The sequence below is a fragment of the Paenibacillus flagellatus genome (genome assembly GCF_003217775.1).
Lineage (GTDB): Bacteria > Bacillota > Bacilli > Paenibacillales > NBRC-103111 > Paenibacillus_AB > Paenibacillus_AB flagellatus.
Map to the genome: position 1 here is coordinate 96,410 of NZ_QJVJ01000005.1, position 24,171 is coordinate 120,580.

25 protein-coding genes are annotated in these 24,171 nt (G+C 60.0%); 9 read left to right on the forward strand and 16 right to left on the reverse strand.

Features of this window, described 5'->3' with window-relative positions:
* The first annotated feature begins 28 nt into the window (after positions 1-28).
* The 5 genes from opp1B to cntE are packed head-to-tail and all read left to right on the forward strand — an operon-like array spanning position 29 to position 4,648.
* The gene (opp1B, locus tag DLM86_RS12525) at positions 29-961 is read left to right on the forward strand and encodes a nickel/cobalt ABC transporter permease (protein ID WP_110840359.1); all 933 of its coding nucleotides are present in this window, start codon (positions 29-31) and stop codon (positions 959-961) included.
* Position 962: 1 nt separating this feature from the next.
* Positions 963-1,856 (forward strand): staphylopine uptake ABC transporter permease subunit CntC, encoded by an 894-nt coding sequence (gene cntC / locus DLM86_RS12530; RefSeq protein WP_110840360.1) that lies wholly within the window; start codon positions 963-965, stop codon positions 1,854-1,856.
* A 6-nt stretch (positions 1,857-1,862) separates the two neighbouring features.
* Complete coding sequence (gene cntD, locus DLM86_RS12535; RefSeq protein ID WP_110840361.1) at positions 1,863-2,684, forward strand: staphylopine uptake ABC transporter ATP-binding protein CntD; 822 nt, start codon at positions 1,863-1,865, stop codon at positions 2,682-2,684.
* A complete protein-coding gene (locus tag DLM86_RS12540) occupies positions 2,671-3,414 on the forward strand; it encodes an ABC transporter ATP-binding protein (RefSeq protein WP_110840695.1) in 744 nt (247 codons plus the stop codon). The genes cntD and DLM86_RS12540 overlap by 14 nt, the downstream gene beginning before the upstream one ends.
* A gap of 46 nt (positions 3,415-3,460) precedes the next feature.
* Positions 3,461-4,648, forward strand: a complete 1,188-nt coding sequence (gene cntE, locus DLM86_RS12545) for a staphylopine family metallophore export MFS transporter CntE (RefSeq protein WP_110840696.1) — start codon at positions 3,461-3,463, stop codon at positions 4,646-4,648.
* A gap of 49 nt (positions 4,649-4,697) precedes the next feature.
* On the opposite strand, the gene DLM86_RS12550 is transcribed toward cntE, so the two are convergent.
* From DLM86_RS12550 to DLM86_RS12560, 3 genes are all read right to left on the reverse strand, one after another.
* Positions 4,698-5,030, reverse strand: coding sequence for a hypothetical protein (locus tag DLM86_RS12550; RefSeq protein ID WP_110840362.1), 333 nt, complete (start codon positions 5,028-5,030; stop codon positions 4,698-4,700).
* Positions 5,031-5,108: 78 nt separating this feature from the next.
* Positions 5,109-5,717: a hypothetical protein gene (locus tag DLM86_RS12555; protein ID WP_146250205.1), complete on the reverse strand. Its 609-nt coding sequence runs from the start codon at positions 5,715-5,717 to the stop codon at positions 5,109-5,111.
* 418 nt (positions 5,718-6,135) lie between these two features.
* Positions 6,136-7,431 (reverse strand): arsenic transporter, encoded by a 1,296-nt coding sequence (locus tag DLM86_RS12560; RefSeq protein WP_110840697.1) that lies wholly within the window; start codon positions 7,429-7,431, stop codon positions 6,136-6,138.
* Between the two features lie 223 nt (positions 7,432-7,654).
* On the opposite strand from DLM86_RS12560, the gene yqeK reads away from it, so the two are divergent.
* Both yqeK and queC read left to right on the forward strand, forming a co-directional pair.
* Positions 7,655-8,311 carry a bis(5'-nucleosyl)-tetraphosphatase (symmetrical) YqeK gene (yqeK, locus tag DLM86_RS12565; protein WP_110840364.1) on the forward strand — a complete coding sequence of 219 codons (657 nt, stop codon included), beginning with the start codon at positions 7,655-7,657 and terminating at the stop codon, positions 8,309-8,311.
* Between the two features lie 79 nt (positions 8,312-8,390).
* Entirely contained in the window at positions 8,391-9,059 is a 669-nt protein-coding gene (gene queC / locus DLM86_RS12570) for a 7-cyano-7-deazaguanine synthase QueC (RefSeq protein WP_110840698.1), read from the forward strand.
* A 58-nt stretch (positions 9,060-9,117) separates the two neighbouring features.
* Here queC and DLM86_RS12575 read toward each other — a convergent pair whose 3' ends face one another.
* The 8 genes from DLM86_RS12575 to DLM86_RS12610 form a co-directional block, all read right to left on the reverse strand.
* Entirely contained in the window at positions 9,118-10,122 is a 1,005-nt protein-coding gene (locus DLM86_RS12575; protein WP_245954566.1) for a FecCD family ABC transporter permease, read from the reverse strand.
* Entirely contained in the window at positions 10,119-11,120 is a 1,002-nt protein-coding gene (locus DLM86_RS12580) for an ABC transporter substrate-binding protein (protein ID WP_110840365.1), read from the reverse strand. Before DLM86_RS12580 ends, DLM86_RS12575 begins: the two co-directional genes overlap by 4 nt.
* Positions 11,121-11,267: 147 nt before the next feature.
* Positions 11,268-11,909, reverse strand: coding sequence for a response regulator (locus DLM86_RS12585; RefSeq protein ID WP_110840366.1), 642 nt, complete (start codon positions 11,907-11,909; stop codon positions 11,268-11,270).
* A gap of 5 nt (positions 11,910-11,914) precedes the next feature.
* On the reverse strand, positions 11,915-12,742 hold the full coding sequence (locus DLM86_RS12590) for a sensor histidine kinase (protein WP_110840367.1): 828 nt from the start codon (positions 12,740-12,742) through the stop codon (positions 11,915-11,917).
* A 697-nt stretch (positions 12,743-13,439) separates the two neighbouring features.
* Positions 13,440-14,207, reverse strand: a complete 768-nt coding sequence (locus DLM86_RS12595) for an SDR family NAD(P)-dependent oxidoreductase (protein WP_110840368.1) — start codon at positions 14,205-14,207, stop codon at positions 13,440-13,442.
* 75 nt (positions 14,208-14,282) lie between these two features.
* Positions 14,283-15,278, reverse strand: a complete 996-nt coding sequence (locus DLM86_RS12600) for a zinc-dependent alcohol dehydrogenase (protein WP_110840369.1) — start codon at positions 15,276-15,278, stop codon at positions 14,283-14,285.
* A 26-nt stretch (positions 15,279-15,304) separates the two neighbouring features.
* Positions 15,305-16,453: a mandelate racemase/muconate lactonizing enzyme family protein gene (locus DLM86_RS12605; RefSeq protein WP_110840370.1), complete on the reverse strand. Its 1,149-nt coding sequence runs from the start codon at positions 16,451-16,453 to the stop codon at positions 15,305-15,307.
* A 229-nt stretch (positions 16,454-16,682) separates the two neighbouring features.
* A complete protein-coding gene (locus DLM86_RS12610) occupies positions 16,683-17,324 on the reverse strand; it encodes a GntR family transcriptional regulator (RefSeq protein ID WP_110840371.1) in 642 nt (213 codons plus the stop codon).
* A gap of 182 nt (positions 17,325-17,506) precedes the next feature.
* On the opposite strand from DLM86_RS12610, the gene DLM86_RS12615 reads away from it, so the two are divergent.
* On the forward strand, positions 17,507-18,148 hold the full coding sequence (locus DLM86_RS12615) for a GntR family transcriptional regulator (protein WP_110840372.1): 642 nt from the start codon (positions 17,507-17,509) through the stop codon (positions 18,146-18,148).
* A gap of 153 nt (positions 18,149-18,301) precedes the next feature.
* Here DLM86_RS12615 and DLM86_RS12620 read toward each other — a convergent pair whose 3' ends face one another.
* The 3 genes from DLM86_RS12620 to DLM86_RS12630 are packed head-to-tail and all read right to left on the reverse strand — an operon-like array spanning position 18,302 to position 20,281.
* Positions 18,302-18,772: a YhjD family protein gene (locus DLM86_RS12620; protein WP_110840373.1), complete on the reverse strand. Its 471-nt coding sequence runs from the start codon at positions 18,770-18,772 to the stop codon at positions 18,302-18,304.
* Positions 18,769-20,022 (reverse strand): DNA polymerase IV, encoded by a 1,254-nt coding sequence (locus tag DLM86_RS12625; protein WP_110840374.1) that lies wholly within the window; start codon positions 20,020-20,022, stop codon positions 18,769-18,771. Before DLM86_RS12625 ends, DLM86_RS12620 begins: the two co-directional genes overlap by 4 nt.
* A gap of 49 nt (positions 20,023-20,071) precedes the next feature.
* On the reverse strand, positions 20,072-20,281 hold the full coding sequence (locus DLM86_RS12630; protein ID WP_110840375.1) for a hypothetical protein: 210 nt from the start codon (positions 20,279-20,281) through the stop codon (positions 20,072-20,074).
* Positions 20,282-20,513: 232 nt separating this feature from the next.
* Here DLM86_RS12630 and DLM86_RS12635 point away from each other — a divergent pair, with 232 nt between their 5' ends.
* On the forward strand, positions 20,514-21,215 hold the full coding sequence (locus DLM86_RS12635) for an SOS response-associated peptidase (protein ID WP_110840376.1): 702 nt from the start codon (positions 20,514-20,516) through the stop codon (positions 21,213-21,215).
* Positions 21,216-21,300: 85 nt separating this feature from the next.
* On the opposite strand, the gene DLM86_RS12640 is transcribed toward DLM86_RS12635, so the two are convergent.
* Positions 21,301-22,422: a glycoside hydrolase family 88 protein gene (locus tag DLM86_RS12640; RefSeq protein WP_170143712.1), complete on the reverse strand. Its 1,122-nt coding sequence runs from the start codon at positions 22,420-22,422 to the stop codon at positions 21,301-21,303.
* 122 nt (positions 22,423-22,544) lie between these two features.
* Positions 22,545-24,107 (reverse strand): extracellular solute-binding protein, encoded by a 1,563-nt coding sequence (locus DLM86_RS12645; RefSeq protein ID WP_110840700.1) that lies wholly within the window; start codon positions 24,105-24,107, stop codon positions 22,545-22,547.
* Positions 24,108-24,171: the final 64 nt, after the last annotated feature.

Genomic DNA, 24,171 nt, shown 5'->3' on the forward strand with positions numbered 1-24,171 from the left:
TTTTATTCGTTTGGAAAAGGAGATTGCCATGGGTCGTTATATCGCCAAAAGGGTTTTGCTCACGATTCCTTTGCTCGCGACGATTACGTTTTTGACGTTTATATTAAACAACCTGTCCCCTTTCGATCCGGTCGAGGTAGTCCTGCACGCCCAAGGTGTGCCGACCATCACGGAGGAGCTGATCGCCGAGACGAAAGCCGCGCTCGGGCTGGACCAGCCGTTCGCCATTCGCTATTGGAAGTGGCTCCTTTCCTGCCTGCAGCTCGATTTCGGTAGCTCCTACGTAACCGGACAGCCGGTATGGTCTTTGCTTGGCCCGGCATTTCTCCATACGTTGAAGCTGACGTCGGTTTCCTTCGCGGCCATTATCGCGCTGTCCATCGCACTCGGCGTCATCTGCGCATTAAAAGAAGGAACATGGACGGACAAATCCGTCAGAGGCATCGCTTTCTTGTTAACCTCCATGCCCTCCTACTGGTTAGCGGCACTGATGGTCTGGTATTTTTCGGTCAAGCTGGACTGGCTGCCGACAAGCGGTATGGACGCTTACCGAAGCTATGTGCTGCCGGTTGCGGTGATCACGGTCAGCTATGCGGGCATCTACTTCCGATTGATCCGAAGCTCCATGCTGAGCAATCTCCATGAAGACTATTTGGTGTACGCCAGGGCATGCGGATTGCCGGAGAGCAGGATCACGCTGCATCTGCTGCGAAACTCGTTGCAGGTCGCCGTTTCCGTGTTCGGCATGGCCCTCCCCATTCTTTTGGGAAGCACGGTCGTCGTGGAAAACCTGTTCGCATGGCCCGGTTTGGGGACGCTTAGCGTAAAAGCCGTTATGAGCCGGGATTTCCCGATCATCCAAGCTTACGTTCTTGTGCTTGCGTCGGCCTTTGTGCTGTGCAACGCCGTCTCCGACATGCTCCATGCGGTTCTGAACCCCAGGCTGAGGAAGGAACTTTAAGATGAGACTGTTCAGACAAGTATGGAAAGATAAGTTGGCCGCTTTATGCTTATTCTTTCTCGCGGCCATTCTCGTTGCCGGGATATTCGCTCCCTTCCTCGCACCGCATGACCCGACGGAAGTCCGTATGGAGCTTCGCTTCGCGGCGCCGTCCTGGGACTATTGGTTGGGCACCGACCATCTGGGGAGATGCGTATTATCCCGATTGATTTTCGGCATCCGCCCGAGCGTGCTCTGGGTTTTGGCCGCGCTCTCCGTATCGGTGGGATTGGGGGCAATCGCGGGCTTGATTGCAGGCTATTACAGAGGAAAAACGGATGCCGTCCTGATGCGAATTTGCGACGTCATGCTTTCTTTTCCGGGCTACGCGATCACATTGGCGGTCATCGGTATGTTGGGGCCGGGTCTCGAACATATATTACTCGCATTCGTTTGGATGAAATGGGCCTGGTTTGCCCGGATCGTCAGAACGTCCGTCCTGCAGGTCGCCGACGCCGACTATGTGAAGTTTTCCAAAGCGCTCGGCGTCAGCGACTTCCGCATTATGGCGAAGCATATCGTACCCGTGTCGTTTCCGGACATCGCCGTCGTTTCCAGCAGCTCGTTCGGCTCGATGATTTTGCAGATTTCGGGCTTTTCCTTCCTCGGATTAGGCATTCAAGCGCCGAATGCGGAATGGGGCATGATGCTGAACGAGGCAAGAGCCGTCATGTTCTCCAAGCCCGAGCTGATGCTGGCGCCCGGCATCGCGATCGTCCTTGTCGTGTCGGCCGTCAACTTTTTGTCCGATGCGCTCCAGGTTGCGTTCAATCCGAAATTGATGACATCCCGGCATAAGCTGCAGAAGCCTTCCGCGGCAGCCGCCGTGAAGCTTCATGGAAAAGAGGTGGCCTGATCGTCTATGAACCGGTTGGAAGTGTCCGATTTGAAAGTATGGGATAGCCGTACCGGCAGCGTGATCATCCCGGGCAGTTCCTTTCAGCTCAAGCAAGGAAGCTGCCTGGCTCTTGTCGGCGAAAGCGGAAGCGGGAAGTCGTTGACCTGCCGGTCCATCATGCGATTGAATCAACCCGGGCTTCGGCAGTCGGGCGATATCGTGCTCGACGGAGTCAACTTGACCGGCCTCTCCGAAAAGGAAATGAGGAAACATAGAGGAAAGCGGCTTTGCCTGATTATGCAGAACGGCATGCGGGCTTTCGATCCCTCCTGCGCAATCGGGGTTTACTTGCAAGAAACGTTGCGCCGGCACTTCGGCTGGGGACGCGACGAGACGACGGCCAGGATGAAAACGGCGATGGAAAGCGTCATGCTGAAAGACCCGATCGGCGTCATGAATCGGTATCCGCACCAGCTATCCGGCGGCATGCTGCAGCGGGTGATGATCGCGCTGGCGATCGTGCTGGAGCCCGACGTGGTGATCGCCGACGAACCGACGACGGCGCTCGATACGATTTCGCAATTCGAGGTCGTGGAACAGTTTCAACGGCTCCGGGAAACAATGGGCTGCTCGATGATTTTCGTCTCTCACGATTTGGGCGTCGTGAAACGGATCGCGGACGAAGTGCTGGTCATGAAAAACGGAGAAATCGTGGAACGCGGGACGACCCGGGACATCCTCTCCGATGCCCGGCACGCCTATACCCGCAGCCTGGTGGCGTCGAAGCTGGCGCTGCATCAATACTTCAAAAAAATGACGGGGGGCGTTGGCCTTGCTGACCGTTGACCGGGTTGAGAAATCGTATCGGACCGGCGGATGGTTTTCCAAGGAGCGCAAGCAAGTGTTGACCGACATCAGCTTCACGTGGAGGTCCGGCGAATGCCTCGGCGTGATCGGGGAAAGCGGAAGCGGCAAATCGACGTTGGGCCGGCTGCTGCTGGGCATCGAAAAGCCGGATCGGGGAACCATCGTATGGGACGGCATGCGAATCGGGGATCGACCAACGAGACTCGGCAGCATCAGCGCCGTTTTTCAGGACTATACGTCCTCCATCAATCCGTTTTATACCGTGGAACAGGCGATTCTGGAGCCGTTGAAGCTGCACAACAAGACGGGACGCGATCACGCCTTCAAAGTGGATCTGCTTCTGCACCAAGTCGGCTTGGACTCGACCTATCGGCATAAGTATCCTCATGAATTATCCGGTGGCGAAGCTCAACGGGTATGCATAGCAAGAGCCGTTTCGACCGAGCCGCGCTGCATTCTTTTGGATGAAGCCGTCAGCTCCTTGGACGGATCCGTCCAATTTCAAGTGCTGGAGCTGCTGAAACACTTACGAACCGTATACGACATGGGCTATATCTTCATCACTCACGATATTCAGGCCGCCGCTTATATTTGCGACCGGATCATGATCGTTCGAAACGGCCGGATCGAGGAAATCGTCGACACGGAGCAATTGCACGAGGTTCAGTCTCCCTACGCAAAGAAATTGCTGCAGATGGTGATGACATGACGGAGATTTTTAAATGGATTGGGGATTTAGGAAGGGAGCAAGCGTATTGAAGGGAGCGTTGTCTTGGCCTTTTCTGCGGTTGTATGGATTGACGCTGTTGTATTTTAGCGCGAATGCGATACTGAATGTCGTCATCCCTTTGAAGGGCGAATCTCTGGGCGCAACCAATACGACAATCGGTATCGTTATGGGAGCGTACTTGTTTACGACGATGCTTTTTCGCCCGTGGGCCGGTCTCATGATCCAAACCTACGGGCCGATTCCGATACTCCGAACCATACTTGCGGTCAACGGACTGGCACTCCTGCTCTACACGTTCACCGGCTTGGGGGGCTTTTTCGTCGCTCGCGTGCTCCAAGGGGTGTGCACCGCATTTTTCTCGATGGCCCTGCAGCTCGGCATTATCGACGCGCTGCCGGACAAAGACCGTTCGCAAGGGATTTCGATGTATTCCTTATGCGCCTCCATGCCGGGCATCTTCGGTCCCTTGCTGGCTATAGCCATCTGGCAAGCGGGGGATTGGCCCTTGTTTACGGCGGCCATGGTCGCTATTGCCCTCCTCACGGGAGGCGTAGGCTATACCGTTCAAATGGATCGACAAGACACCGAACCCGCTGCGGGTCGGACGAAACAAGCAACGGCGATTCGGAAATCGTTCGGCCAGCTGGTCAAAAATTCGCATTTATTGAAGTGCAGCGTGCTGATGCTGGGCGCCTCCCTCGTATTTGGAGCGGTAACCACCTTTATCCCGCTGTACGCCGGGCACATTCGGGGCGGCAATGCGGCCGTTTTTCTCATGCTTCAGGCGAGCACCGTAGTGGCGGCACGATTCGTCTTTCGCAAGAAAATTCCTTCGGACGGAAAGTGGCACTCCGCTTTTATCATGACGGTGATGCTGATCCTGACTGCCGCCGCGCAAGCCGTAAGCTTCTCGGCCGCGGGCGGAGCCGCGTTCTTTTATATCGGAGCGGTTCTGATCGGAATGGCTCAGGCCCTACTCTATCCCGCTTTAACGACGTATTTGACCTTCGTGCTGCCTCAGGCTGACCGGAATGTGCTCATTGGCTTATTCATTGCCATGGCCGACTTGGGCGTTTCCTTGGGCGGTATCGTCATGGGTCCGATCGCGGATCTTTCCTCTTATTCCGATATGTATTCGATTTGCGCGCTCCTGGGCGTTGGAATGATCTTTTGGGGGTATGAACGGCGGCGACGAGCTGCCGGATCCGGATAAGCACGAGGATCTCCCCCTTGGGGGAGATTCGGTGCTTGCCGATAAGTACCTATTTAAAATAACTAACGATAAGCGATGCCGCCAATATGAGCACCAGCCCGATCATAAAAGACAGGAGTACCCCTTTAATAAACTCGATCAGGCCCGTTTTTTTATTGGTAAGGACAAAATAATCCTTAACCCAAATCCCCGCCATCGTAAAGAGAGACAGCAAGGAAGAAAACCTGATAAGTTTGATGATGTAGGCCCTCAGCGGTTCGTACGTCACTTCCCTTATTCCGGAAATATACCTGGTCGTTTCCGTATCGGGGAACAGCACTACGCCGACCAACAAACCGATCAGGAAACCGTAGACGCCGCCTTTGACCAATTTGCGCTCCATGGAATCCACCCTTTCTTGGTTGCCGCTCTAATTCGTGTTCTAGCTAGGCGCCTCTTCCATTAATCCCTCTTTGTCTGCCTACCGGCACGACGATTCTTGTATTAATTCATATATTTGATCAACGCAATGTTCGATGTATGCAATAATATCCTTGAACTCATAGATTTCCAACCCCTCCTTCATTGGATCATTATGATTATCAAAGTCTTCTTCAAATTGTTTCAAAAGGATCGGTAAATAAAGAAGATTGACCTCTTCAATCTCCGTATCAACCTTTATCGTTGTGTCAGGTTTCTCTATGCCATAATAGGTAATAAGCATTCCATTCAGTTTTCTGAAATCTGCATAGCCCTTCTGGACTGCCGCTTTTCTCCCTTCATCGGGCAATGCTTTAAAGTATTTTACAGTTATGAGATCATACCATAAATAATCGGCGACCAAATGGCTGAAGTATCCGACACTGAAAGGCTCCTTTAAGCTATTTTTGTATTTGTGCAAGAACATTTTATAGTCAATTCTCTTTTTCCCGCTAGGCTTTACCGTCACAAAGTGTGATTGGTCTTTCGTAGCATGGATGTCCTCTTGAACGTCCGGTGCGATTCCTCCAATATGAATGTGGGCAGACTCCATATTCAATAGCTTGGCTAACCTCGATGTAATGCAGTAGTGCATAATCCTTGAGCCCATTCCTTTGCCTCCAAGCTATTCCGTTATTTCTAATGAGCGCCGCAAGATACGCAGCATGAACAAGAGATTGCGCGTCAACCCGGCATCCGATCTTCCAATTCCTTCAATGCTCCAATCGATATTTTTTATCGACTTGCGCCATCGCTTTTCGCCTATCTTCGATTATAGGGCATCAGTCCATATATTGGAAACGGGAAATCTTCCCCGCATAGTCCGCCCGGTAAGAAAACCGTACGAACAGCCGGTCCTCCTGCTCTTTGCCGATCACGATCTCCATCATCGATAACCTGCCTCTCTCTCTTAATTCGGGGTTGCATCCCCTCTCTACGGAAAATAAAAAAGGAGACCGGCGCACCCGTTCCGTTCGGGTACCGCCCATCTCCGATGCTTCCGGATAGGCTGTTGTTATTGTTTTCCGTTAACCGTACAGCGCCCGCAGCCACACATACAGGCCGCAAAGGGTGACAAACAAGGTCGGGACTGTCAAGACGACCCCGATTTTGAAATAGTAGCCCCACGTGATGCGGACGCCTTTGCGGGACAAAATGTGCAGCCAAATGAGCGTCGCGAGGGAGCCGATCGGCGTCATTTTCGGACCGAGGTCGGTGCCGATGACGTTGGCGTAAATGAGCGCTTCGCGCAGGACGCCTTCGGTCGTCGTGCCGTCGATGGCCAGGGCGCCGATCATGACGGTCGGCAAGTTGTTCATGACCGACGACAGGATGGCGGCGAGGAAGCCCATCCCCATCGTCGCCGCGAACAGCCCCGAAGCGGCCACATGCTCCAAGGCGCCTCCGAGCAGGTCGGTCAGTCCGGCGTTGCGCAAGCCGTAGACGACGACGTACATGCCGATCGAGAAAATGACGATCGACCACGGCGCTTCCAGCACGACCTTCTTCGTCTGGATGACCGGGCTGCCGCGGGAAGCGAGCAGGAACAGCATCGCGGCGGCACCGGCGATAAACGACACCGGTACGGCGATCCACTCGCTGAGCAAGTACGCGGCCAGCAGCAAGCCGATGATGACCCACGACAGGCGGAACAGCCGCTTGTCCTTCACCGCTTCGGCGGGCGGCTTCAGCCCGGCGATGTCGTACCGGTCCGGAATGCTCCTTCGAAAAACAACGTACAGCACCGCCAAGCTCGCGCCGAGCGAGAACAGGTTGACGACGAACATGCGCGACGCGTATTCGACGAACCCGATGCCGAAATAGTCCGCGGACACAATGTTCGTCAAATTGCTGATAATAAACGGCAGCGACGTCGTATCGGCGATAAAACCGCTCGCCATGACGAACGGTACGATGCGCGCTTCGCCGAGCCGGAGCGCCCGCACTTGGGCGAGCACGATCGGCGTCAGGATGAGCGCCGCCCCGTCGTTGGCGAAGAAGGCGGATACGCCCGCTCCGAGCAGCACGATGTAGACGAACATGCGCCGGCCGTTGCCGCCCGCGAGCCGCGCCATGTGCAGCGCCGCCCATTCGAAAAAGCCGATTTCGTCCAAAATGACGGAAATGACGATGAGCGCGACGAATGTCAGCGTCGCGTTCCAGACGATACCCGCCACCGTCGCGACGTCGTGCCAGCCGACGACGCCGACCGCCAGGGCGAGCAGCGCCCCGCCGGATGCCGACCAGCCGATGCCGAGATTTTTAGGCTGCCAGATGACGAAGGTCATCGTCAGCGCAAACAACACGATTGCCAATACGATCAGGGTCGTTCCCACTTCCGCCGTTCCCCCAAGCTGCGATTTGCGGCACCGGAAGCGGCTTTGCCGGCATCGCTCCGGCACCGCTTCCGTGAACACGCTCTTGATCCACCACGTCTTACTATACTATAGATTCGTCGTTTCGGTAAGGAACGGAAAATTCGGTTACGTCCGCATCCTTCTTATGGTATGGTGAGGGGGAATCGGTTGAATCCGGGAGGTCAAAGCGATGCACCCTTTTTTCGAAAACGAAGCCCGCCCGTTCGTACGAAGCGGCGATATGGCCGCGGACGTCCGGCGGTTTCTGGAGGAGCGCGGCTGTCCGAAAACGGCGGAGCACTGCATGGCCGTCGGCGCGGAAGCCCGCGCGCTGGCGCTCCGCTTCGGCGACGATCCCGATGCGGCGGAGACGGCGGGCTGGCTGCACGACATTAGCGCCGTGTACCCGAACGCGGAACGGGGCCGCATCGCCCGCGAGCTCGGCGTGGACGTGCTGCCGGAAGAAGAAGCGTTCCCGATGATTATCCACCAGAAGCTGTCCGTCGAAGTCGCCCGGCACCTGTTCGGCGTCGACCGCCGGGACGTGCTGGACGCCGTCGGCTGCCATACGACGCTGAAGGCGCCTTCGACGCGGCTCGACCGGATCGTCTTCGTGGCCGATAAAATTTCGTGGGATCAAACCGGCACTCCGCCTTACTTGTCCGAGCTGTTGAAAAGTCTCGAACGGTCGCTCGAGGACGGCGCGATGGCCTACATCGGCCATCTGTGGGCACAGAGGGAGAAGCTCAAGGTCGTCCATCCGTGGCTTGCCGACGCGTATGCGGACTTGAAGGACGCGATCGCCCGCTCCGAGATCACGCCGCCGGTTCGTCCCGCCGACGGCTGACCGGGTCGGCCTTACCGGCATACCGGCTCCCCCGTCAGACGGGGAGTCCACGATGATGAAGGAGGTTGGCAAGGTGACGTTGCATGCCAAGGCGCTCGTCGTCTTCAGCGGCGGGCAAGACAGTACGACCTGCCTCGTCTGGGCGCTCCAACAATTCGAAGAAGTTCAAGCCGTCACGTTCAATTACAACCAGCGGCACGCGCACGAAATCGAGGTGGCCGCCGGCATCGCCCGCGACTTCGGCGTCCGGCATCACATTTTGGACCTCGGGCTCCTGAACCAGTTGGCCCCCAGCTCGCTCACCCGGGCCGATATCGCCATCGGGGCCGGAACGGACGGCGGCCTGCCTTCCACGTTCGTCGACGGGCGGAATATGGTATTTCTTACGTTCGCCGCCATTCTCGCCAAGCAGCTGGGCTATCCCCACATCGTGACGGGCGTCTGTCAGACCGACTTCAGCGGTTATCCGGATTGCCGCGACGTGTTCGTCAAATCGCTCAACGTGACGTTGAACTTGGCGATGGACTATACGTTCGTCGTCCATACGCCTTTGATGTGGCTGACTAAGAAGGAGACGTGGCGGATGGCGGACGAGCTCGGCTATTTCGACTACGTGCGCGACCGGACGCTGACGTGCTATAACGGCGTCATGGGCGGCGGCTGCGGGGAATGCCCCGCCTGCGAGCTGCGCGGCCGGGGCTTGCGGCAATACGAGGAGGAACGATTCGGGGAAGGAACGCACGGGTAACAAGTCCGCCGAGAAGACCGGCATGATACCTATCGCAACAGGAAAAAAGCGAACCCGTTCATAACCGGGCCTTCCTCCTCAGCAAATACAGGAAAAACGGCGCCCCGATGATCCCCGTTACGATGCCTACAGGCAGCTCGACGGGAGCGAAGGCGACGCGGGCCAACGTATCGCACGCCGTCATGACGATGACGCCGAGAAGCGCCGAGCATGGGAGCAGCACGCGATAATCGTTTCCGACGAGAAGCCTTGCGGCATGCGGCACGATCAGGCCGACGAAGCCCAAAAGCCCGACGACGCTCACGGAGCTGGCGGCAAGCAGCGTCCCGACGGCCGTAAAGAACAGCCGGTAGCCTTCCACGGGAAGGCCGAGCGAACGGGCCGTCGCGTCGCCGAGCATCAGAACGTTCATCCGCTGCGCGGCCATCCAGGCGAGCGCCGCGCCCGCCGCCGTATACGGCAGCAGCGTGTCGACGTGCGCCCAGCTTTTGGCGGCCAAGCTCCCGACCATGAAGGAGACGGCGCCTTCGACGCGGTCGCTGTAAAACGTAAACAAGCCGGAAATGGCCGAATTGAGCAAGGCGGACACGGCGACGCCGGACAAAATAATCCGCATCGGCGAGACGCCTTTGTCCCAGGCGAGCGCATAGATCAGAAAAGCGGCGGCCATCGCGCCGACGAAAGCGGCCGGTACGAGCAAGTGGCCGTGCGACGGAAAGACGAGCAGCATCGCGATGCCGAGCAGCCCGGCTCCCGACGATACGCCGATGATGTGCGGGTCCGCCATCGGGTTCCGCATGACGCCTTGCAGCAAAGCGCCCGACAGCGAAAGACCGATCCCCGCCAAGGCGGCGGCTATCGTCCGGGGAAACCGGATGTTCCATAATATCGGGTAATGCTCGGTATTCGTCTCCCCCCAAGCGACCCGAACGACTTCCGACAACGGAACGTCGACGGCGCCGACCGTAAAGCCGAGCAGCATGCCGCACACGGCCAAGACTAGGAAGACGAGGATGACGGCGGAACGCCAGCCGGCGGTTGTTCGGTACCCGTTTCGCATCATGGAGCACCGAACCGTTCGGGATAGACGATTCGGGCCAAATAAGCGAAGGACCGGTCCAGCTCCAGTCCGGGGTTGTTGACGAACAGCTCCGACGGAATGAATCGGTACTTGTCGGCCTTCACCGCCCGCAAAGCGGTCCACGCCCCGTTCGACTGCAAGTTCGAGCGAAGCGCTTGCCGGCCTTCCTCGTCCGTTCCGTGAACGACAAAAAACAAGAAGTCCGGATCGAGCTCCACCAGCTTCTCCATACTGAACGGAACGGACTCCGTCGCAAGTCCCGACTCCACCGATCCCGCGACGTTGCGCATGTTCAGCCGGTCCGCGACGTCCAAGGCGATCGAGGAGCCTTTTTGCAGCGAGACGGTATTCATCATAAACGTCAATAGGGCGTACGTCGGCTTCGTATCCGGCACGCGGTCCGTAATCTGCTTGATTCGCTCGTTCATCCGGGACACCCCGGCGGCCGCGGCATCCGCTTGCCCGACGATATCGCCCAGCAGCAGCGCGTTGTCCCGCATATCGTCCATCGTCTTGATCGTCAATATGGCGAACGGAATACCCGCCTGCTCCATCGTCGGGGCCAGCTGGGTGTGAAATAGCGGTTCGCCGATGACCAAATCCGGCTTCAAGCCGAGCACCCTTTCCATATTCACCTGGCTGATCAAACCGACCTCCTCGGCCGCCTTCGCCCGTTCGGGGACCGGCACGCCGGGAGCCGTGGCGCGGCCGACCATCGTCCCTCCCACCTGCTCGAACAGCTGGAGCAGCTCGGTATTCAGGACGACGATCCGCTCCGGCTTTCGGTTCAGGACGACCTTCCGCCCTGTCTGATCCTCAAAGGACAAGTACGTCTCGGCCGCGGACGTCGTCGGCGCGGTCGCGGCGGGTTTGTCCGGCCCTGCCGCGGCGGGCTGGCCCGAGCGGCCGCACCCGGCCGCCGCCAAGCAAATCGCCGCCCCCAACGTCAAGGCGACAAGAAACCGTTGTTTGGGATTCATCTTTCATTCTCCTTCGCGATCGATTCGGTCCGGAACGGGGCCCCTGCTCCCGAACCTTCACTTGAATGATAGCCGGGCGGTTCTTCCGTTGGAATGACCCGTCGGAGTCATAGATGTTACCGATATGTGAAAGATGGGGGGAACCCGTCAGCCGATCCCCGAGATGCCTTTCTCGAACGCATACCGGGCGAGCTGCACCCGGTTTTCCAGATGAAGCTTGTGCAAAATGTTTTTCAAATGGTTTTTGACCGTATGCTCCGAAATGTCCAGCTGCAGGGCGATCTCGCGATTGGGCAGCCCTTTCGCCACCAGGCGCAAAATGTCGTGCTCCCGGCCGGTCAGCGGGGACGGCTCGGATTTCGGCTGCCGCTGCGGCGAGAACTCCTGCAAAATCCGCAGCGCCAGCTCCCGGCCGAGCGGCGCTTCGTCCAGGGCGACCGCCCTCAAATAGCGGCGCCACTCCTGCGGATGCAAGTTTTTCAGCAAATAGCCTTGGGCGCCCTTCTTCAACGCCTCGAACAGATGGGCGATATCGGCCGATACCGTCACCATGACGATTTTGATATAAGGATACTTCTCCTTGATCGCCTTTGTCGCTTCGAGCCCGTCCATCGCCGGCATATGGATATCCATCAGGACGAGATCCGGCATGCAGCGCTCCGTCAGCTCGATCGCTTCCCGGCCGCTCGTCGCCTCGCCGACGATTTCGAACGACGCATCCGTTCCCAGAATCGCCCGCATCCCTTCCCGCGCATGCTTGTGATCGTCTACAATCAAAACCCGAAACATCGCATTCACCGCTCTCCCTTTTTCTCGATCCGGAAAACCGTTCTTCCGTTCTCCCGCACGAGCCCGAACGTCCATCCCATCTCGTCCGCGCGCTGCCTCATGATCGGCAAGCCGAACTTGTCGGCCTGCCGCATCCGCTCCTCGTCGAAGCCCGCTCCGTCGTCCGACACTTCGCACCGCCAGCCCGCACCCGTTGCCGCCGAGCGGACCCGGACCCGCTCCGCGTTCGCATGCTTGCGGACGTTGATGAGCGCTTCCCGTACGGAAGCGTAGAGCTCCACCTTTTCTTTGGCGGACAGCTTCTCCTCCGGCAGCCGCCACTCCCATTCGACGCCGATCCCCGTCTCCTCGGCGAAGTCGGCGCGCAGCGACTCCATCAGCTCCGTCCAGGGCCGCGAATCGGACGCCGCCGGGTACCGCAGGTTGGCGATCGCTTGCCGCACGTAGTCGTTCACCTCGTGCACCGTCCGGCGGAACGCCCGGATGTCGGCACGTTCTCCGCCGGCGCCTCGGTCCAGCAAGTCCGTCTGGACGGCGAGCAGGAAGAGCGACTGGGCGATGCCGTCGTGCAGCTCGCGCGCGATCCGTTCCCGCTCCTCGAGCGCCGCTTTCTCCGCCCGGGCCTCCTTCAGCTCCTCCTGCATATGCTCCAGCAGGGTGAACAGCTGGGTCAGCACGATCATCGTCACGGTAAAGACGAGGACGGGAGCGAGCCAATTCCCCGCCTCCATCGACAAGTACGGCAGCAAGTACCGGTGCCGGACATACTCCCATAGGCCGATCGTGACGGTCGGGATGGTCAGGATCAGCCACTTGATCGATTTGGTCGACATGATACGCCCCCCTCTCGTTCGATGGGCGCGTCCCTCCCGACGCGCCTTACGCTTCTCCATCGTACCCGATGTTTCGCCGGGCGAGTATGACTCGATAGGGCTAAGGGGGCTTCGAAACGGTGAGGAAAGGATGAACTTTTTGGTCATATGCAACGGGGGGACGTTATGGTACGAGATTGGCGAAAGAGGAGGAGGGAAACCCGTCATGCGAACATGGACCATCGCCGTGTTGTTTTTCGGGGCGTGCGCGCTGGGGATCGTCCTGTTGACGGTTAGCGCTGTCCGGGACAAGCCCGCAAAGAGCCGCAGGCGCAAGCCCCGTCGATGCCCGGCGTCACGCTTGGCCAGGCATCCGCGGAAGCCGTTTACAAAAAGTCGTGCGTCGCCTGCCACGGCTTCTCTTCCCCGCGACGAAATAATCGAGCGCATGCGGCCGTTCGGAGCACGCCCTGCGGGTCTGGCCACTTGGTCAGCACAGGAGGTACGTGTATGAGAGCATTAACAAAAGCTGCCGGATCGCACACGCTCCGCGAAGAGGTTATCCGTACCATTCGAAAAACGGTACATCGAGGTGGGGGATTTTTGCAGCGACAACTGCTTTTCCGAAACGAAACCGAAGCCCCGATATCCATCTAACGGACACCGGGGCTTCACCCAAGAACAACAGCAACTTATGGGCAATCAGGTCATTCTTCCCCTACAACTCCGCCGTCATGCCGCCGTCGGCAACGAGGACGGATCCGGTCATGAACGAATTCTCGTCGCTGGCCGCGAACAGGATGACGGCCGCGATCTCGTCGGGATCGCCGACCCGGCCGATCGGCTGGGCCGCGTTCCAGCTTTCCATGATTTGCTCTTTCGGCGTATCGAGCGTCTTGACGCTCGCCTCGAGCATCGGCGTATGGACCGCTCCCGGGAGCACCGCGTTCACCCGGACGTTTTGCTTGGCGAAATCGAGCGCCATCGCTCGGGTTAACGATACGATCCCGCCCTTGGAGGCGGCGTAGGCCGAATACCCCTCCAGCGTGCCCAGGGCGTGGACGGACGCCACGTTGACGATGCTGCCGCCGCCGGTCCGCAGCATGTGCGGGACGACCTCCCGGCCGAACAGAAACACCGAGGTGAGGTTGCTCGCGAGCACCCGATTCCATTGCTCCAGGCTCAGTTCCGTCAGCCGCACCTGCGGGCACACCGCCGCGCAGTTAACGAGCACGTCGATTCTCCCGAACCGGTCGATCGTCGCGGCGACCGCCCGCTTCGCATCCGCCTCCGAGCCGACGTCGCCCTGCAAGGCGATCGCCTCGCATCCCGCCTCGGCGAGCTCCCGGGCGGTCTGCTCGCCCCGATCCGCCGCCAGATCCACGATCGAGACCTTGGCTCCCCGGCTCGCCGCCTGACGGACGACCGCCCGGCCGATGCCGCTTCCCGCTCCGGTGACCAATACGACCTTGTCGTGCCAGCTCATCGCGCATGACCTCCGTTCTCCCGCGTATTCCAACCGTCAAGCTGCAGGGGTGAACCGCCCCTGAGGGGACATCCCCTACTCCAAAGTCAATAAAATTTTCGCAACCTTCCCCGGGCCTTCGACCAGCTTCTCGAAGCACGCCCCGCCCTCCTCCAGCGGCGAGGTGACGGTCCACGGCAGCAGGCTCACGCGTCCTTGCGCGATCCAGCTCACGGCGGTGGCGAAATCGTGCTCCGAATAGGCGAACGCCCCGATCGTGGCGATCTCGCCGCGAATCATATCGTTGATCGGCAGCTTGCTCTCCGCCTCGTGAAGGCCGGTAAACACGACCCGGCCTCCCGCCCGGACCGCCCGAACGGCTCCGAGACGGGTCGCCCCCGCTCCGACCGCGTCGATCGCCGCGTCGAACTCGCCCGCGGCGGCCGGCGACCGCTCCAGACCGGTCACGGCGATCCCGCCCAGCTCCTCGGCGATTTCGAGCCGCGCCTCGTTGAGGTCGACGACCACCGCGTCGCGGATGCCGTAAGCTTGAGCGGCTTGCAGCGCGAACAGTCCGATCGGACCGGCGCCGTATAGGATCAGCCGGTCCGTCGGCGCAAGCGCGAGCAGCCGGCATACGTGGATCGCGCAAGCGAACGGCTCGGCGAACGCTCCTTCCTCGAAGGAGACCGCATCGTCCAGCTTGAACACGTTCCGTGCGGGCACGGCCACGAACTCGGCGAAAGCGCCGGGACGATGGGCGCCGAGCAGCTGGCGCTGCCGGCATAACTGCGATCGGCCCGTGCGGCAGTACGAGCAGCTTCCGCAAGTGACGAGCGGATTGGCCGTCACCCGGTCTCCCGGTTGAAGCTGCGACACTTGCGATCCGGTCCGTTCGACGATCCCGGCAAATTCGTGCCCCATGACGAGGGGCGGCTTCCGCAGCGAATTGTGCCCGAGATACCCGCTCAGCTCCGAGCCGCATATGCCGGCCCGGCTGACGCGGACGAGCACCTCGTCCTCTGCCGGGACCGGGATCGGCACGTCCCGCATATTCATCGTGCGCGGGTTCTCGTATACGAGCGCTTTCATGGTCGACACGCTTATGCGCCCCTCTCCTATCGGTTCGATTCCCGCTTCTCCCAGCCTTGCTTGAACAGCGGCAGCCAGTTGCCCGGGTGATACGGATGCTTGCCCACTTCCTCCAGGTTCAGCTCGACGCCGAGCCCCGGACCTTCCGGCGGCTGCAGGTAGCCGTTCTGCACCTTGAGCGCGGGCTGCAGGACGTGCTCCTCCCACGGCTCGTTGAACTCGTCGAATATTTCGTGCAGGAAGAAGTTCGGCGTCGCCATGTTCAGATGGCTGCATACGACGGAGCATACCGGCCCCTGCGCGCTGTGGGGCGCCGTCACGCCGTGGTGGGCGTGCGCCATGCCGCATATTTGCTTGGAGGCCGAGATGCCGAGAAATTGCGGCTCCAGCTGGATGATATGCACGGCATCGTGCTTGAGCAGCTCCGCAAACTGCTCGCGGCAATAATAGTCCTCTCCGCATGCGACCGGCACCGGGCTGCGACGCGCCACCTCCACCATCGCGGAGATCAGCTGCGGCGGAACGGGAGCCTCGAACCAGGTCGGCTTGTACGGGAGCATCGCATCGGCGAACTGCAGCGCGGTATGGACCGAGAACCGGTTATGGCCCTCGATCAGCAAATCGACGTTCGGGCCTACCGCCTCCCGGACCGACGCGATAATTTCGAGCGCCAGGGAGAAGTCGCTGCGGTCCACCGTTCGCCAGGCCGCGCCGAACGGATCGAATTTGAGCGCCGTATATCCTTTGGCCGCGACGATCTTCGCCTTCTCGAAGAAGTTTTCCGGCGTTCTCGGGCCGCGGTACCAGCCGTTGGCGTAGCAGCGGAGCTTGTCGTGGCACCGGCCGCCGAGCAATTTGTACAGCGGCTGGTTCGTCGCCTTGCCCATGATGTCCCAGCACGCCGTCTCGATCGCGGCGAGCGCCGAGCCCTGAATTTGCCCGCCGTCCGAATAGACGTCGCGGAACAGCCTCAGTCCGATCGTCTCCACGTCGAACGGATCCCGGCCGATGATCAGATGCTTCAGCTCGTGAATCGCCGCCTCCACCGTCTTCGCAAACCCGTTCAGTGTGCCTTCGCCGAGGCCGGTAATGCCTTCGTCGGTGTCCACCTGGACGAACAGCCAGTTTTTCCACGGATTGCCCAAAATGTACGTGCGCACGTCGGTAATGTTCATGCCGTCTCCATCCTTTCGGTCCGTTATAGCCTTACCGTAGCATAGCGGTTTAGGACCTACAAGATGTCTAACTTGTATACATCAAGCGGGCAAATCGGCGACGAGTTGGGTGACGGTCAAGCGGCTCGTTTGACGGCGGACCGGTCGTCAGGTCGGCACGGGGTGACGGCCGGTTCGATGCCGGGTCGGCACAGGCTGGCGGCGAATCGGCGCCGGCTTCGCGGCATGCTTACAGCATGATCGTCTTCACATACTCGATATGACTCGCCACCAGCCGCTCCGCGAGGGGGGCGTCGTCGCCGGCCAGCGCGTCGCGTATGCGCAGATGCTCTTCCCGGCTGCTCCACAGCCGGCTTTTGTTCTTCATGAACGTGGTCCGCACGACCATCACGAATTTGTCCTGGAGGCGCGACATCGCTTCCGTGTACTCCTCGTTGTCCAGCGCCGCTACGATCGTTTCATGGAACTCGCGGTCCCAGTTCACGTACTCGGCGATATCCTCCCGCTCGATCGCCCGGGCCTGCCGCTCGAGATTGTCGTCCAGCCGGTCGAAGAACCGCTGGTCCAGCTTGCCCGTCAGCCGCCGCGCAGCGAACGTTTCGAGCGCCAGGCGCAGCTCGTAGATCTCCAAAATCTTCTTGAGCGACACCTCCTGGACGATGACGCCCTGATTCGGGGACAGCTTGACGAGCCCCATCATCTCCAGCCGGTCCAGAGCGGAGCGGATCGGCGTCTTGCTCATTTGCAGCAGCTCGCTGAGCGCCTTCTCGGACAGGAAAGTGCCCCCTTCCCATACGCCGTCCACGATATTCGTCTTGATCGTCTCGAACGCTTTCTCCTTCAATGTCTTCGCTACAGGCAGCTCGGCCATGGTTCCCTCCGTTAAGGTGAAAGGATTCCGATCCTGATCTTGTCATGCGTCTAACCCTGCGCTCGATCGGTCGGATACACGATTAGGGTAGCACAAAGTTCGGCCGGTTGAAACGTTTCCCGTCCCGGCTGTGCTATAATCGGCTTATCCCCACATTGCATGACGGAAACAGGTGAGTCGCCTTGCAAACCCGCTCGCTGCGGCAACAAGCATACGAGACGATCCGCGAATGGATCGCCGCCAACCGGCTGCCCAAGGGCAGCGTCACATCGGAGCTGCAATTGTGCGCCATGCTGAACATGAGCCGGACCCCGATCCGGGCCGCTCTGCAGCAGCTCGAGACGGACGGCTTCTTGCGCATCGCGCCGAAGCACGGCATCCTGATCCTCGACTCTTCCGCCCAGCGGGTCGGCGATTTGCTCGACATCGTCGCCTCGCTGGCGCTGTATGCGTTCGAGCAACAACGGCACAGCCGGCCGGACGGCCTGCCGGCGTTCGCGGACAGCCGGCTGTCCGAGCTGCGGGCGCTATTCGCCCATTCGGAGGAACGGGGTGACGACAACGCGGACGCTCTGTGCCGGTTCGAGCTGGACATGCTCCATCGGCTCGTCTCGCAGTGTCATAATGCGGAGATGGAGCGCCTGCTTCGCACGACGTCCGAGCGGCTGTTCTGGACGCTGAACGTGCGACGGTGGAACGCGCCTTATCGTCCCGAGACGAGCTCGCTGCTCGCCGGCCTGCTGGCTTCCATGAAAGAATCGCCGGACGGGTTCCGGCTTCGGCTGTTCGCTTACGTCCGGCAGCTGAAGCGAACATGGACGTAAGGCCGTTACAAATAGCGGCCCTCCGCAAATAGAGGTGCAGGACAAGAAGACTCGAGAGAATGAAACAAAATCCGGAATCCGGCAAAAAGGGCCATAGTCCCAACGACCTGGCCCCTCCCGTTTCGCCCCCGCCTTCTCTGCAACGCCCCACGCTCACTTCGCCGCCAATTTGCCGGCGATTTCTTTCACATACTTGGCCAAGCGAATGCCGATCTCCGATCGCATCACGTCCCGAACCATGCCGAACCGATCCTCGTAGCCTCGGCAAATAAAACGGTGATAGACGATCAGGTCCACCTGCTCGTCGTTTATAATTTTGATGTTGCGCCTGGACAGTTCGCGCCGCAGGCCGTACAAGTCCTCGCTTATTTTGTTCATGACCGCTTGACCCGCCATCACGTACAGCTGCTTCAGCAAATTGGAATGATGCCCGATGTCGTCGATGCTCTTCTGCACCATGCTTAACATGTGGGGGAGCAAGACGTAATCGCGGATCATCGTCAGTTCCTCCTCGGTAGGCTGCTTGCGGGAAGTTTTGGAATCATTACGCTGTTCGTATTGCTCTTGATGCTCCGTGAGCAGCATCTTCGATTTCCACCGCTCATTGCCGTCCAGTTTGCTCATTTGTAATGACCTCCTATCTGTTCCGCCCTCTCGCGAGCCACTCCGGCCTTCAGCAGCGAGGAAGTTCGCATAATCGCGGCACTGCCGTAGCGGTCCTTGATTTCGTCGATCGCCCTTTCCAAACGGTACGCCTTGACCCGGTCGTCGAACAGCGTAAGCTGAAACACGCTGTCGTCCGTCAAATCCGTCAGCGAAATATGGAGGTGGCTGACGGGCAGGCCGCTCCAATATTTCCTGAATATCCCGCTCGCCGCCGCCGCGACTTCATGCGAAAGGGAAGTGGGCTGCGGAAGCGTGACCTGCCGGTTGAACGATGCCGAATGCGTTCCGTCCGTTTCGGCGGCACCGACGGAGACGACCCGCCCCATATAGCCCCATCTTCTGCTGCGCCGGCACACCTCCACGACCAGTTCCAAGAGGACGACCTCGATATCTTCCAGCTTGCGGTACAGACTGCTTCGGAGCGTCTTGCCGTGGCTGACCGATTTCAATTTGTTGCGAATGCTGGGCACGACCGGGCTCGGGTCGATCCCTCTCGCCGTCTGCCAATAGTATTCGGCCTGGATATCGCTTTGCTTCCCCATTTCCTTGCGCATGCGCCTTTTGAAATCGCCGAGCTCCAGACGGGCGATGTCGCCGATCGTCGGAAGGCCCATCCGGATGAAATGGCGGGTCATGCGGGAAGCGACCATGAACATCTGATGGACCGGCAGCGGCCACAGGACCGATTCGATATTGTCGGCGCCCAGCTTGAAAATGCCTTCCGGCCTTTTTTTGGCGAAGTTATCGGTAGCCATCTTCGCCAATATTTTGGTAGGGCCGATCCCGCACCGGGCCCAAACGCCCGTCGACAGCAGAACACGTCTCTGAATCCGGCGGGCCATCTCCTCCGGCGTACCGAAATAACCGATGGAACCGGTAACATCGAGAAATTGCTCGTCGATGGAATACGGTTCGACCAAATCGGTAAACGATTCGAATATTTCGGTAATGAACATGGAGACGGTAATGTAGGTCTGCATCCGCGGACGCAGGACGACCAGATCGGGGCATTGGGCAAGCGCTTCGCCCACCCGTCCGGCCGTCGTGACTCCCCGTGCTTTCGCAATCGGGCAAGCGGCCAATATAATCCCCGACTTTCGCTCGGGGTCGCCTACCGCTACCGGTCTATCCTTCAGATCCGGCCGGGACGCCTTTTCGATGGAGGCATAAAACGACTGCCCGTCGATAAGCATAATGACGCGATCCACAAACAACACCCCTTCGCCGCGGCGAAGGCCGATCGTAGCGGAGTCCGGTTCATCCCGTCCGTCGGCCTCCCGGAACCGAAACGGCCAGAATGCGGTCCAGCTTGAACCGCCGCGGCTCCCGCTTGCGCAAGCAGAACGCCTGCACCTCGCCGTCCCCGACGCCGAGAACGACGACCGTCCGCTGCGTAATCCGGTCGTGCCGGTCGATATAGACGATTTCGACGGTCCGCCCGGCGTACCGCCCCATGTTCGCCACCATAAGCATCGCCTCCGAAAATAAGAACGTCTGTTCCCTTTTTATTATATACAATAAGCGAACATATATTCCCGTTTCAAGAGGTAAAATATTGGTGCGCGCGAATTCGGGCTCGTCCGGCGCGGCAAAACCCGGGCCGCCCTCCGCGGTGGCGGCGGGGCCGAAAAAGGCGTACAATGGAGCTGGACGAAAACGAACGGACCGAATCCGGCAGCCGAAGGAGGAACGACAGCCGATGTGCGGACGCTATACGATCACGATCTCGCTCGAGGAGCTGATGCTCCGGTTTCATCTCGACCCGGATTTTCAGCTGGACTATCGGCCGCGGTATAACGTGGCCCCGGGGCAAATGGTGCTCGCCGTCGTGAACGACGGGCGGAGAAACCGGCTCGGGGAGCTGAAGTGGGGGCTCGTGCCGCCATGGGCGCAGGACGAGACGATCGGCTCGAAGCTGATCAATGCGCGGGCCGAGACGGTCGCCGAGAAGCCGGCGTTCCGGCTTTCGCTCGAGCGCAAGCGCTGCCTGCTGCCGGCCGACGGCTTCTACGAATGGAAGAAGGCGGCCGACGGCAAAAAGCGGCCGATGCGCATCGTGCTGCGCGACGAATCGCCGTTCGCCCTGGCCGGCCTGTACGAAACGTGGACGACTCCCGACGGCCGCAAAATCAGCACGTGCACGGTCGTCACGACGACGCCGAACCGGCTCGTGGCCGACATTCACGACCGGATGCCGGTCATCCTGCGGCCGGAAGACGAATCGACCTGGCTCGATCGCGACATGCGCGACACCGCCCGGCTGCTCGACCTGCTGAAGCCGTATCCGGCCGAGGAGATGACGGCGTATCCGGTCGCCGCGGCCGTCGGCAACGTGAGAAACGACGGCCCGGACTGCATTCGCCCGGTCGAGCCGCCCGTCCGGCCCGGCGACGGCGAGTAGCTCCGAGCCGCCGGATAACGCGTACCAAAGACGAAACCTCCGGACCGTCCCGCCAGCGGCGGAACGATCCGGAGGTTGTTCGTCGTCAAAAAATGCGGTGCCGCCAGCCGCGCAGCTTCGCGAGCGTCTCGACGTAGAAGAAGTCGCCGTAGATGAGCGAGACGTTGACGTTTTGCCCCGCCGGCTTGTGCCCGGTCCCTTCGCGCAGGATGCCCTCCTCCGCCGGGTCGTCGAACGACGCGTAGCGCTCGGTCAGCGCCAGCACGAGCCGCTCGGCCGCGGACGTATACAGCCGCCCTTCCTCCGGCGGCAAGTGCGAGGCGATCTCGAGCAGCCCCGATGCGGCGCAGGCGCCCGCCGACGTATCCCTCGGCTCGCCCGCCGGGTCCGGCACGCGAAAATCCCACAGCGGCACCGGATCGTCCCCCGTCGCCGCCAAAAAATAATGCGCCACCCGCTGCGCCGCGCGCAAGTACCGGATATCGCCCGTATACCGGTACGTGTTCGCCATCCCGTACAGCGCCCACGCCTGCCCGCGGCTCCACGCCGAATCCGGCCCGCAGCCCTGCCCGCCGAGCGATTCGAGAAATTCGCCGGTATGCGGATCGAAGCTCGCGATATGGACGACCGAGCCGTCCTCGCGGATGAAATGCCGCAGCACCGTATCCGCATGAGCGCAGGCGATATGCCGGAAACGCGGGTCCCCCGTCGCCTCGGCCGCCCAGAACAAGAGCGACAAGTTCATCGACGAGTCGACGATCGCCCAGCCGAGCTTGTCCTGATTCCACGCCCGCAAAAACCGGCCCGCGATATTGAACCGGCCGGCCAGGAAGTTGGCCGCCGCGATGCCACGGCGCAAGCCGTCCTTGTCGCCGGTCAACCGGTGCTTGATCACCGCGGTAGGCAAAAATTGGAAGCCGACGTCGTGATGCAGATTCGACTCCGTCACGAAGCATCGCTCGATCCTCGCGTCCCACTCCCACGCCTCTCGCCGGTACGTCTCGTCTCCGGTCATGTCGTGCATGATCCACAACAGCCCCGGCCAGAAGCCGGACGTCCACCAATCAAGGCGCATGTCGTCGTAGACGCCGTCCGTCGTCTTGTGCGGGCTTTTGCCGCGCAGCCGCCCGACCATCCGGTCGGTTTTGCGCCGCACGTCCGCCCATATCGCGTCCCATGTTCCGTCCGCCGTCTTCGTCATCGTCATCGTCATCGTATCGATAGCCTCCTTCGCATCAGACCGGGCCGGCCCGGAGCCGAACCGCCCGCCGGCACGAGAGAAAGCGCGGCCCGAGGCCGCGCTTCCCGCACCGAAGCCGTTCCGCCCGCTTACCGGCGCGGCATCGTGATGCCTTCCTTCTTGTTGAACTTGTCGGTCGCTTCCTTGACGACGTCGTTGCCGCCCTTGGACTTCCACTCCTCGATCACCTTCGGCCAATCGGAGATCGGCTCCTTGCCGTACACCATCTTGACCATATGGGTGAGCAGCAGCGGCGGCGCCGTATCGGAGTTCGGCGACACGTCCGGGTTTTTCGTCAGCGATTCGAGACGCGGCTCGAACGTGATGCCGTCGCGGCCTTCCTTCGCCAGAACGGTGTCGTATACCTCCATCAGCTTCTTGCCTTCCGGCGTCAGCGAGAGCGAGCCTTTGTTGTACGTCGTGTCCTGCACCATCCACAGGAACGCCTGCCTGTAGCGCTCCTCGTCGACGGCGTTCGGCTCGGTCGGCGACTTGTAGACGATTTTGCCGTTCTCGGTCGTGAACGTCTCCCCTTCGACGCCGAAGGTGAAAAACGTTTCCGCCTCGTCCGATACCATCCAGTCGAAAAACTTGACGATCGCCTCCGCGTTTTTCACGTCCTTCTTGATGAAGTACGAACGGGTGACGGAGCCGTACAAGTAATGGCCGCCCTTGCCGTCCGGACCGGTCGGCGACGGGATGATCTCGAGCTTCGCGTCCGGCACGCTCGCCCTCAGCTGCGCTTCCCACTGCAATATTTCGTTCGCGTTCATCGTCCACATGCCCGCCTTGCCGGCAAGAATCGTATTTTTGAACGTCGTCGGGTTGATCGTGGCGAATTCTTTGTTGATCAAGCCTTCGTCATACATCGTCTTGTAGACGCCGAGCGCCTTCTGCATGTTCTCCGAGTCGAAAAACTTCGGCACGACTTGGTCGCCCTGCTTCTCGAACATCGACAAGTACGGATAGACGTCGTAGGCGCCGAAAAACGTATCCGCGTATTTGAAGTCTTGCCGCCCCATGTACGGGTTCTCGACGCCGAGCTTCTTGAACGCGCGCAGCACGTCCATCGTCTCCTCGACCGTCTTCGGCACCGGCAGGCCGGTTTTGTCGAGCAAATCTTTGCGAATCCACGTCGCGCGGCGCGACGGGTTGGACAAATATTCCGGAATCGCGTAAATTTTGCCCTGGTACGACACTTGATCCCAAGCTTCCTTCGGAATTTTCTTCAGCAGGTTTTGCCCGGACTTCTTCAGCAAATCGTCGAGCGGCATGAACACGCCGGCCTGCACCGAGCCCGCCATCTCCTTGCCGTTGACGCCGCCGCTGCCCTGCATGACGTCCGCGACGTCGCCCGTGGCGAACATTTGCACCATCTTCTGTTCGTATTCCTTGTGCGGCACGAGCACGATGTTCAAGTCCGCGTTCGTCTTTTCCTCGAGCCGCTTCACCCATTTGTCTTCGTTGATGTTCGGGGACTTTTCCACGTAGTTGAAAGCCAGTGTCCGCAGCGCGATGGAGAACTTCGTTTTCTCCGCCGGAGCCGCTCCGCCGCCGTCGTTGCCGGACGTCGCATCCTGCTTCGTGCCGCAGGCGGCCAGCGTGCCGAGGGCGAGAGTGGCGACCAAGCTCACTTTCATCCATTTTCTCATTGTTACCCCTCTTTCCCGTTTCACGATAATGTGAAAGCGCTTCATCCGCAGCGCTAACCTTATC

Excerpts from the sequence above, each read along its gene's own strand:
- opp1B (WP_110840359.1), top strand. The coding sequence starts at position 29 with ATGGGTCGTTATATCGCCAAAAGGGTTTTGCTCACGATTCCTTTGCTC.
- cntC (WP_110840360.1), top strand. The coding sequence starts at position 963 with ATGAGACTGTTCAGACAAGTATGGAAAGATAAGTTGGCCGCTTTATGC.
- cntD (WP_110840361.1), top strand. The coding sequence starts at position 1,863 with ATGAACCGGTTGGAAGTGTCCGATTTGAAAGTATGGGATAGCCGTACC.
- DLM86_RS12550 (WP_110840362.1), bottom strand. The coding sequence starts at position 5,030 with ATGGAGCGCAAATTGGTCAAAGGCGGCGTCTACGGTTTCCTGATCGGT.
- DLM86_RS12555 (WP_146250205.1), bottom strand. The coding sequence starts at position 5,717 with ATGGGCTCAAGGATTATGCACTACTGCATTACATCGAGGTTAGCCAAG.
- yqeK (WP_110840364.1), top strand. The coding sequence starts at position 7,655 with ATGCACCCTTTTTTCGAAAACGAAGCCCGCCCGTTCGTACGAAGCGGC.
- DLM86_RS12575 (WP_245954566.1), bottom strand. The coding sequence starts at position 10,122 with ATGATGCGAAACGGGTACCGAACAACCGCCGGCTGGCGTTCCGCCGTC.
- DLM86_RS12580 (WP_110840365.1), bottom strand. The coding sequence starts at position 11,120 with ATGAATCCCAAACAACGGTTTCTTGTCGCCTTGACGTTGGGGGCGGCG.
- DLM86_RS12585 (WP_110840366.1), bottom strand. The coding sequence starts at position 11,909 with ATGTTTCGGGTTTTGATTGTAGACGATCACAAGCATGCGCGGGAAGGG.
- DLM86_RS12590 (WP_110840367.1), bottom strand. The coding sequence starts at position 12,742 with ATGTCGACCAAATCGATCAAGTGGCTGATCCTGACCATCCCGACCGTC.
- DLM86_RS12595 (WP_110840368.1), bottom strand. The coding sequence starts at position 14,207 with ATGAGCTGGCACGACAAGGTCGTATTGGTCACCGGAGCGGGAAGCGGC.
- DLM86_RS12600 (WP_110840369.1), bottom strand. The coding sequence starts at position 15,278 with ATGAAAGCGCTCGTATACGAGAACCCGCGCACGATGAATATGCGGGAC.
- DLM86_RS12605 (WP_110840370.1), bottom strand. The coding sequence starts at position 16,453 with ATGAACATTACCGACGTGCGCACGTACATTTTGGGCAATCCGTGGAAA.
- DLM86_RS12610 (WP_110840371.1), bottom strand. The coding sequence starts at position 17,324 with ATGGCCGAGCTGCCTGTAGCGAAGACATTGAAGGAGAAAGCGTTCGAG.
- DLM86_RS12620 (WP_110840373.1), bottom strand. The coding sequence starts at position 18,772 with ATGAGCAAACTGGACGGCAATGAGCGGTGGAAATCGAAGATGCTGCTC.
- DLM86_RS12630 (WP_110840375.1), bottom strand. The coding sequence starts at position 20,281 with ATGGTGGCGAACATGGGGCGGTACGCCGGGCGGACCGTCGAAATCGTC.
- DLM86_RS12635 (WP_110840376.1), top strand. The coding sequence starts at position 20,514 with ATGTGCGGACGCTATACGATCACGATCTCGCTCGAGGAGCTGATGCTC.
- DLM86_RS12640 (WP_170143712.1), bottom strand. The coding sequence starts at position 22,422 with ATGACGATGACGAAGACGGCGGACGGAACATGGGACGCGATATGGGCG.
- DLM86_RS12645 (WP_110840700.1), bottom strand. The coding sequence starts at position 24,107 with ATGAGAAAATGGATGAAAGTGAGCTTGGTCGCCACTCTCGCCCTCGGC.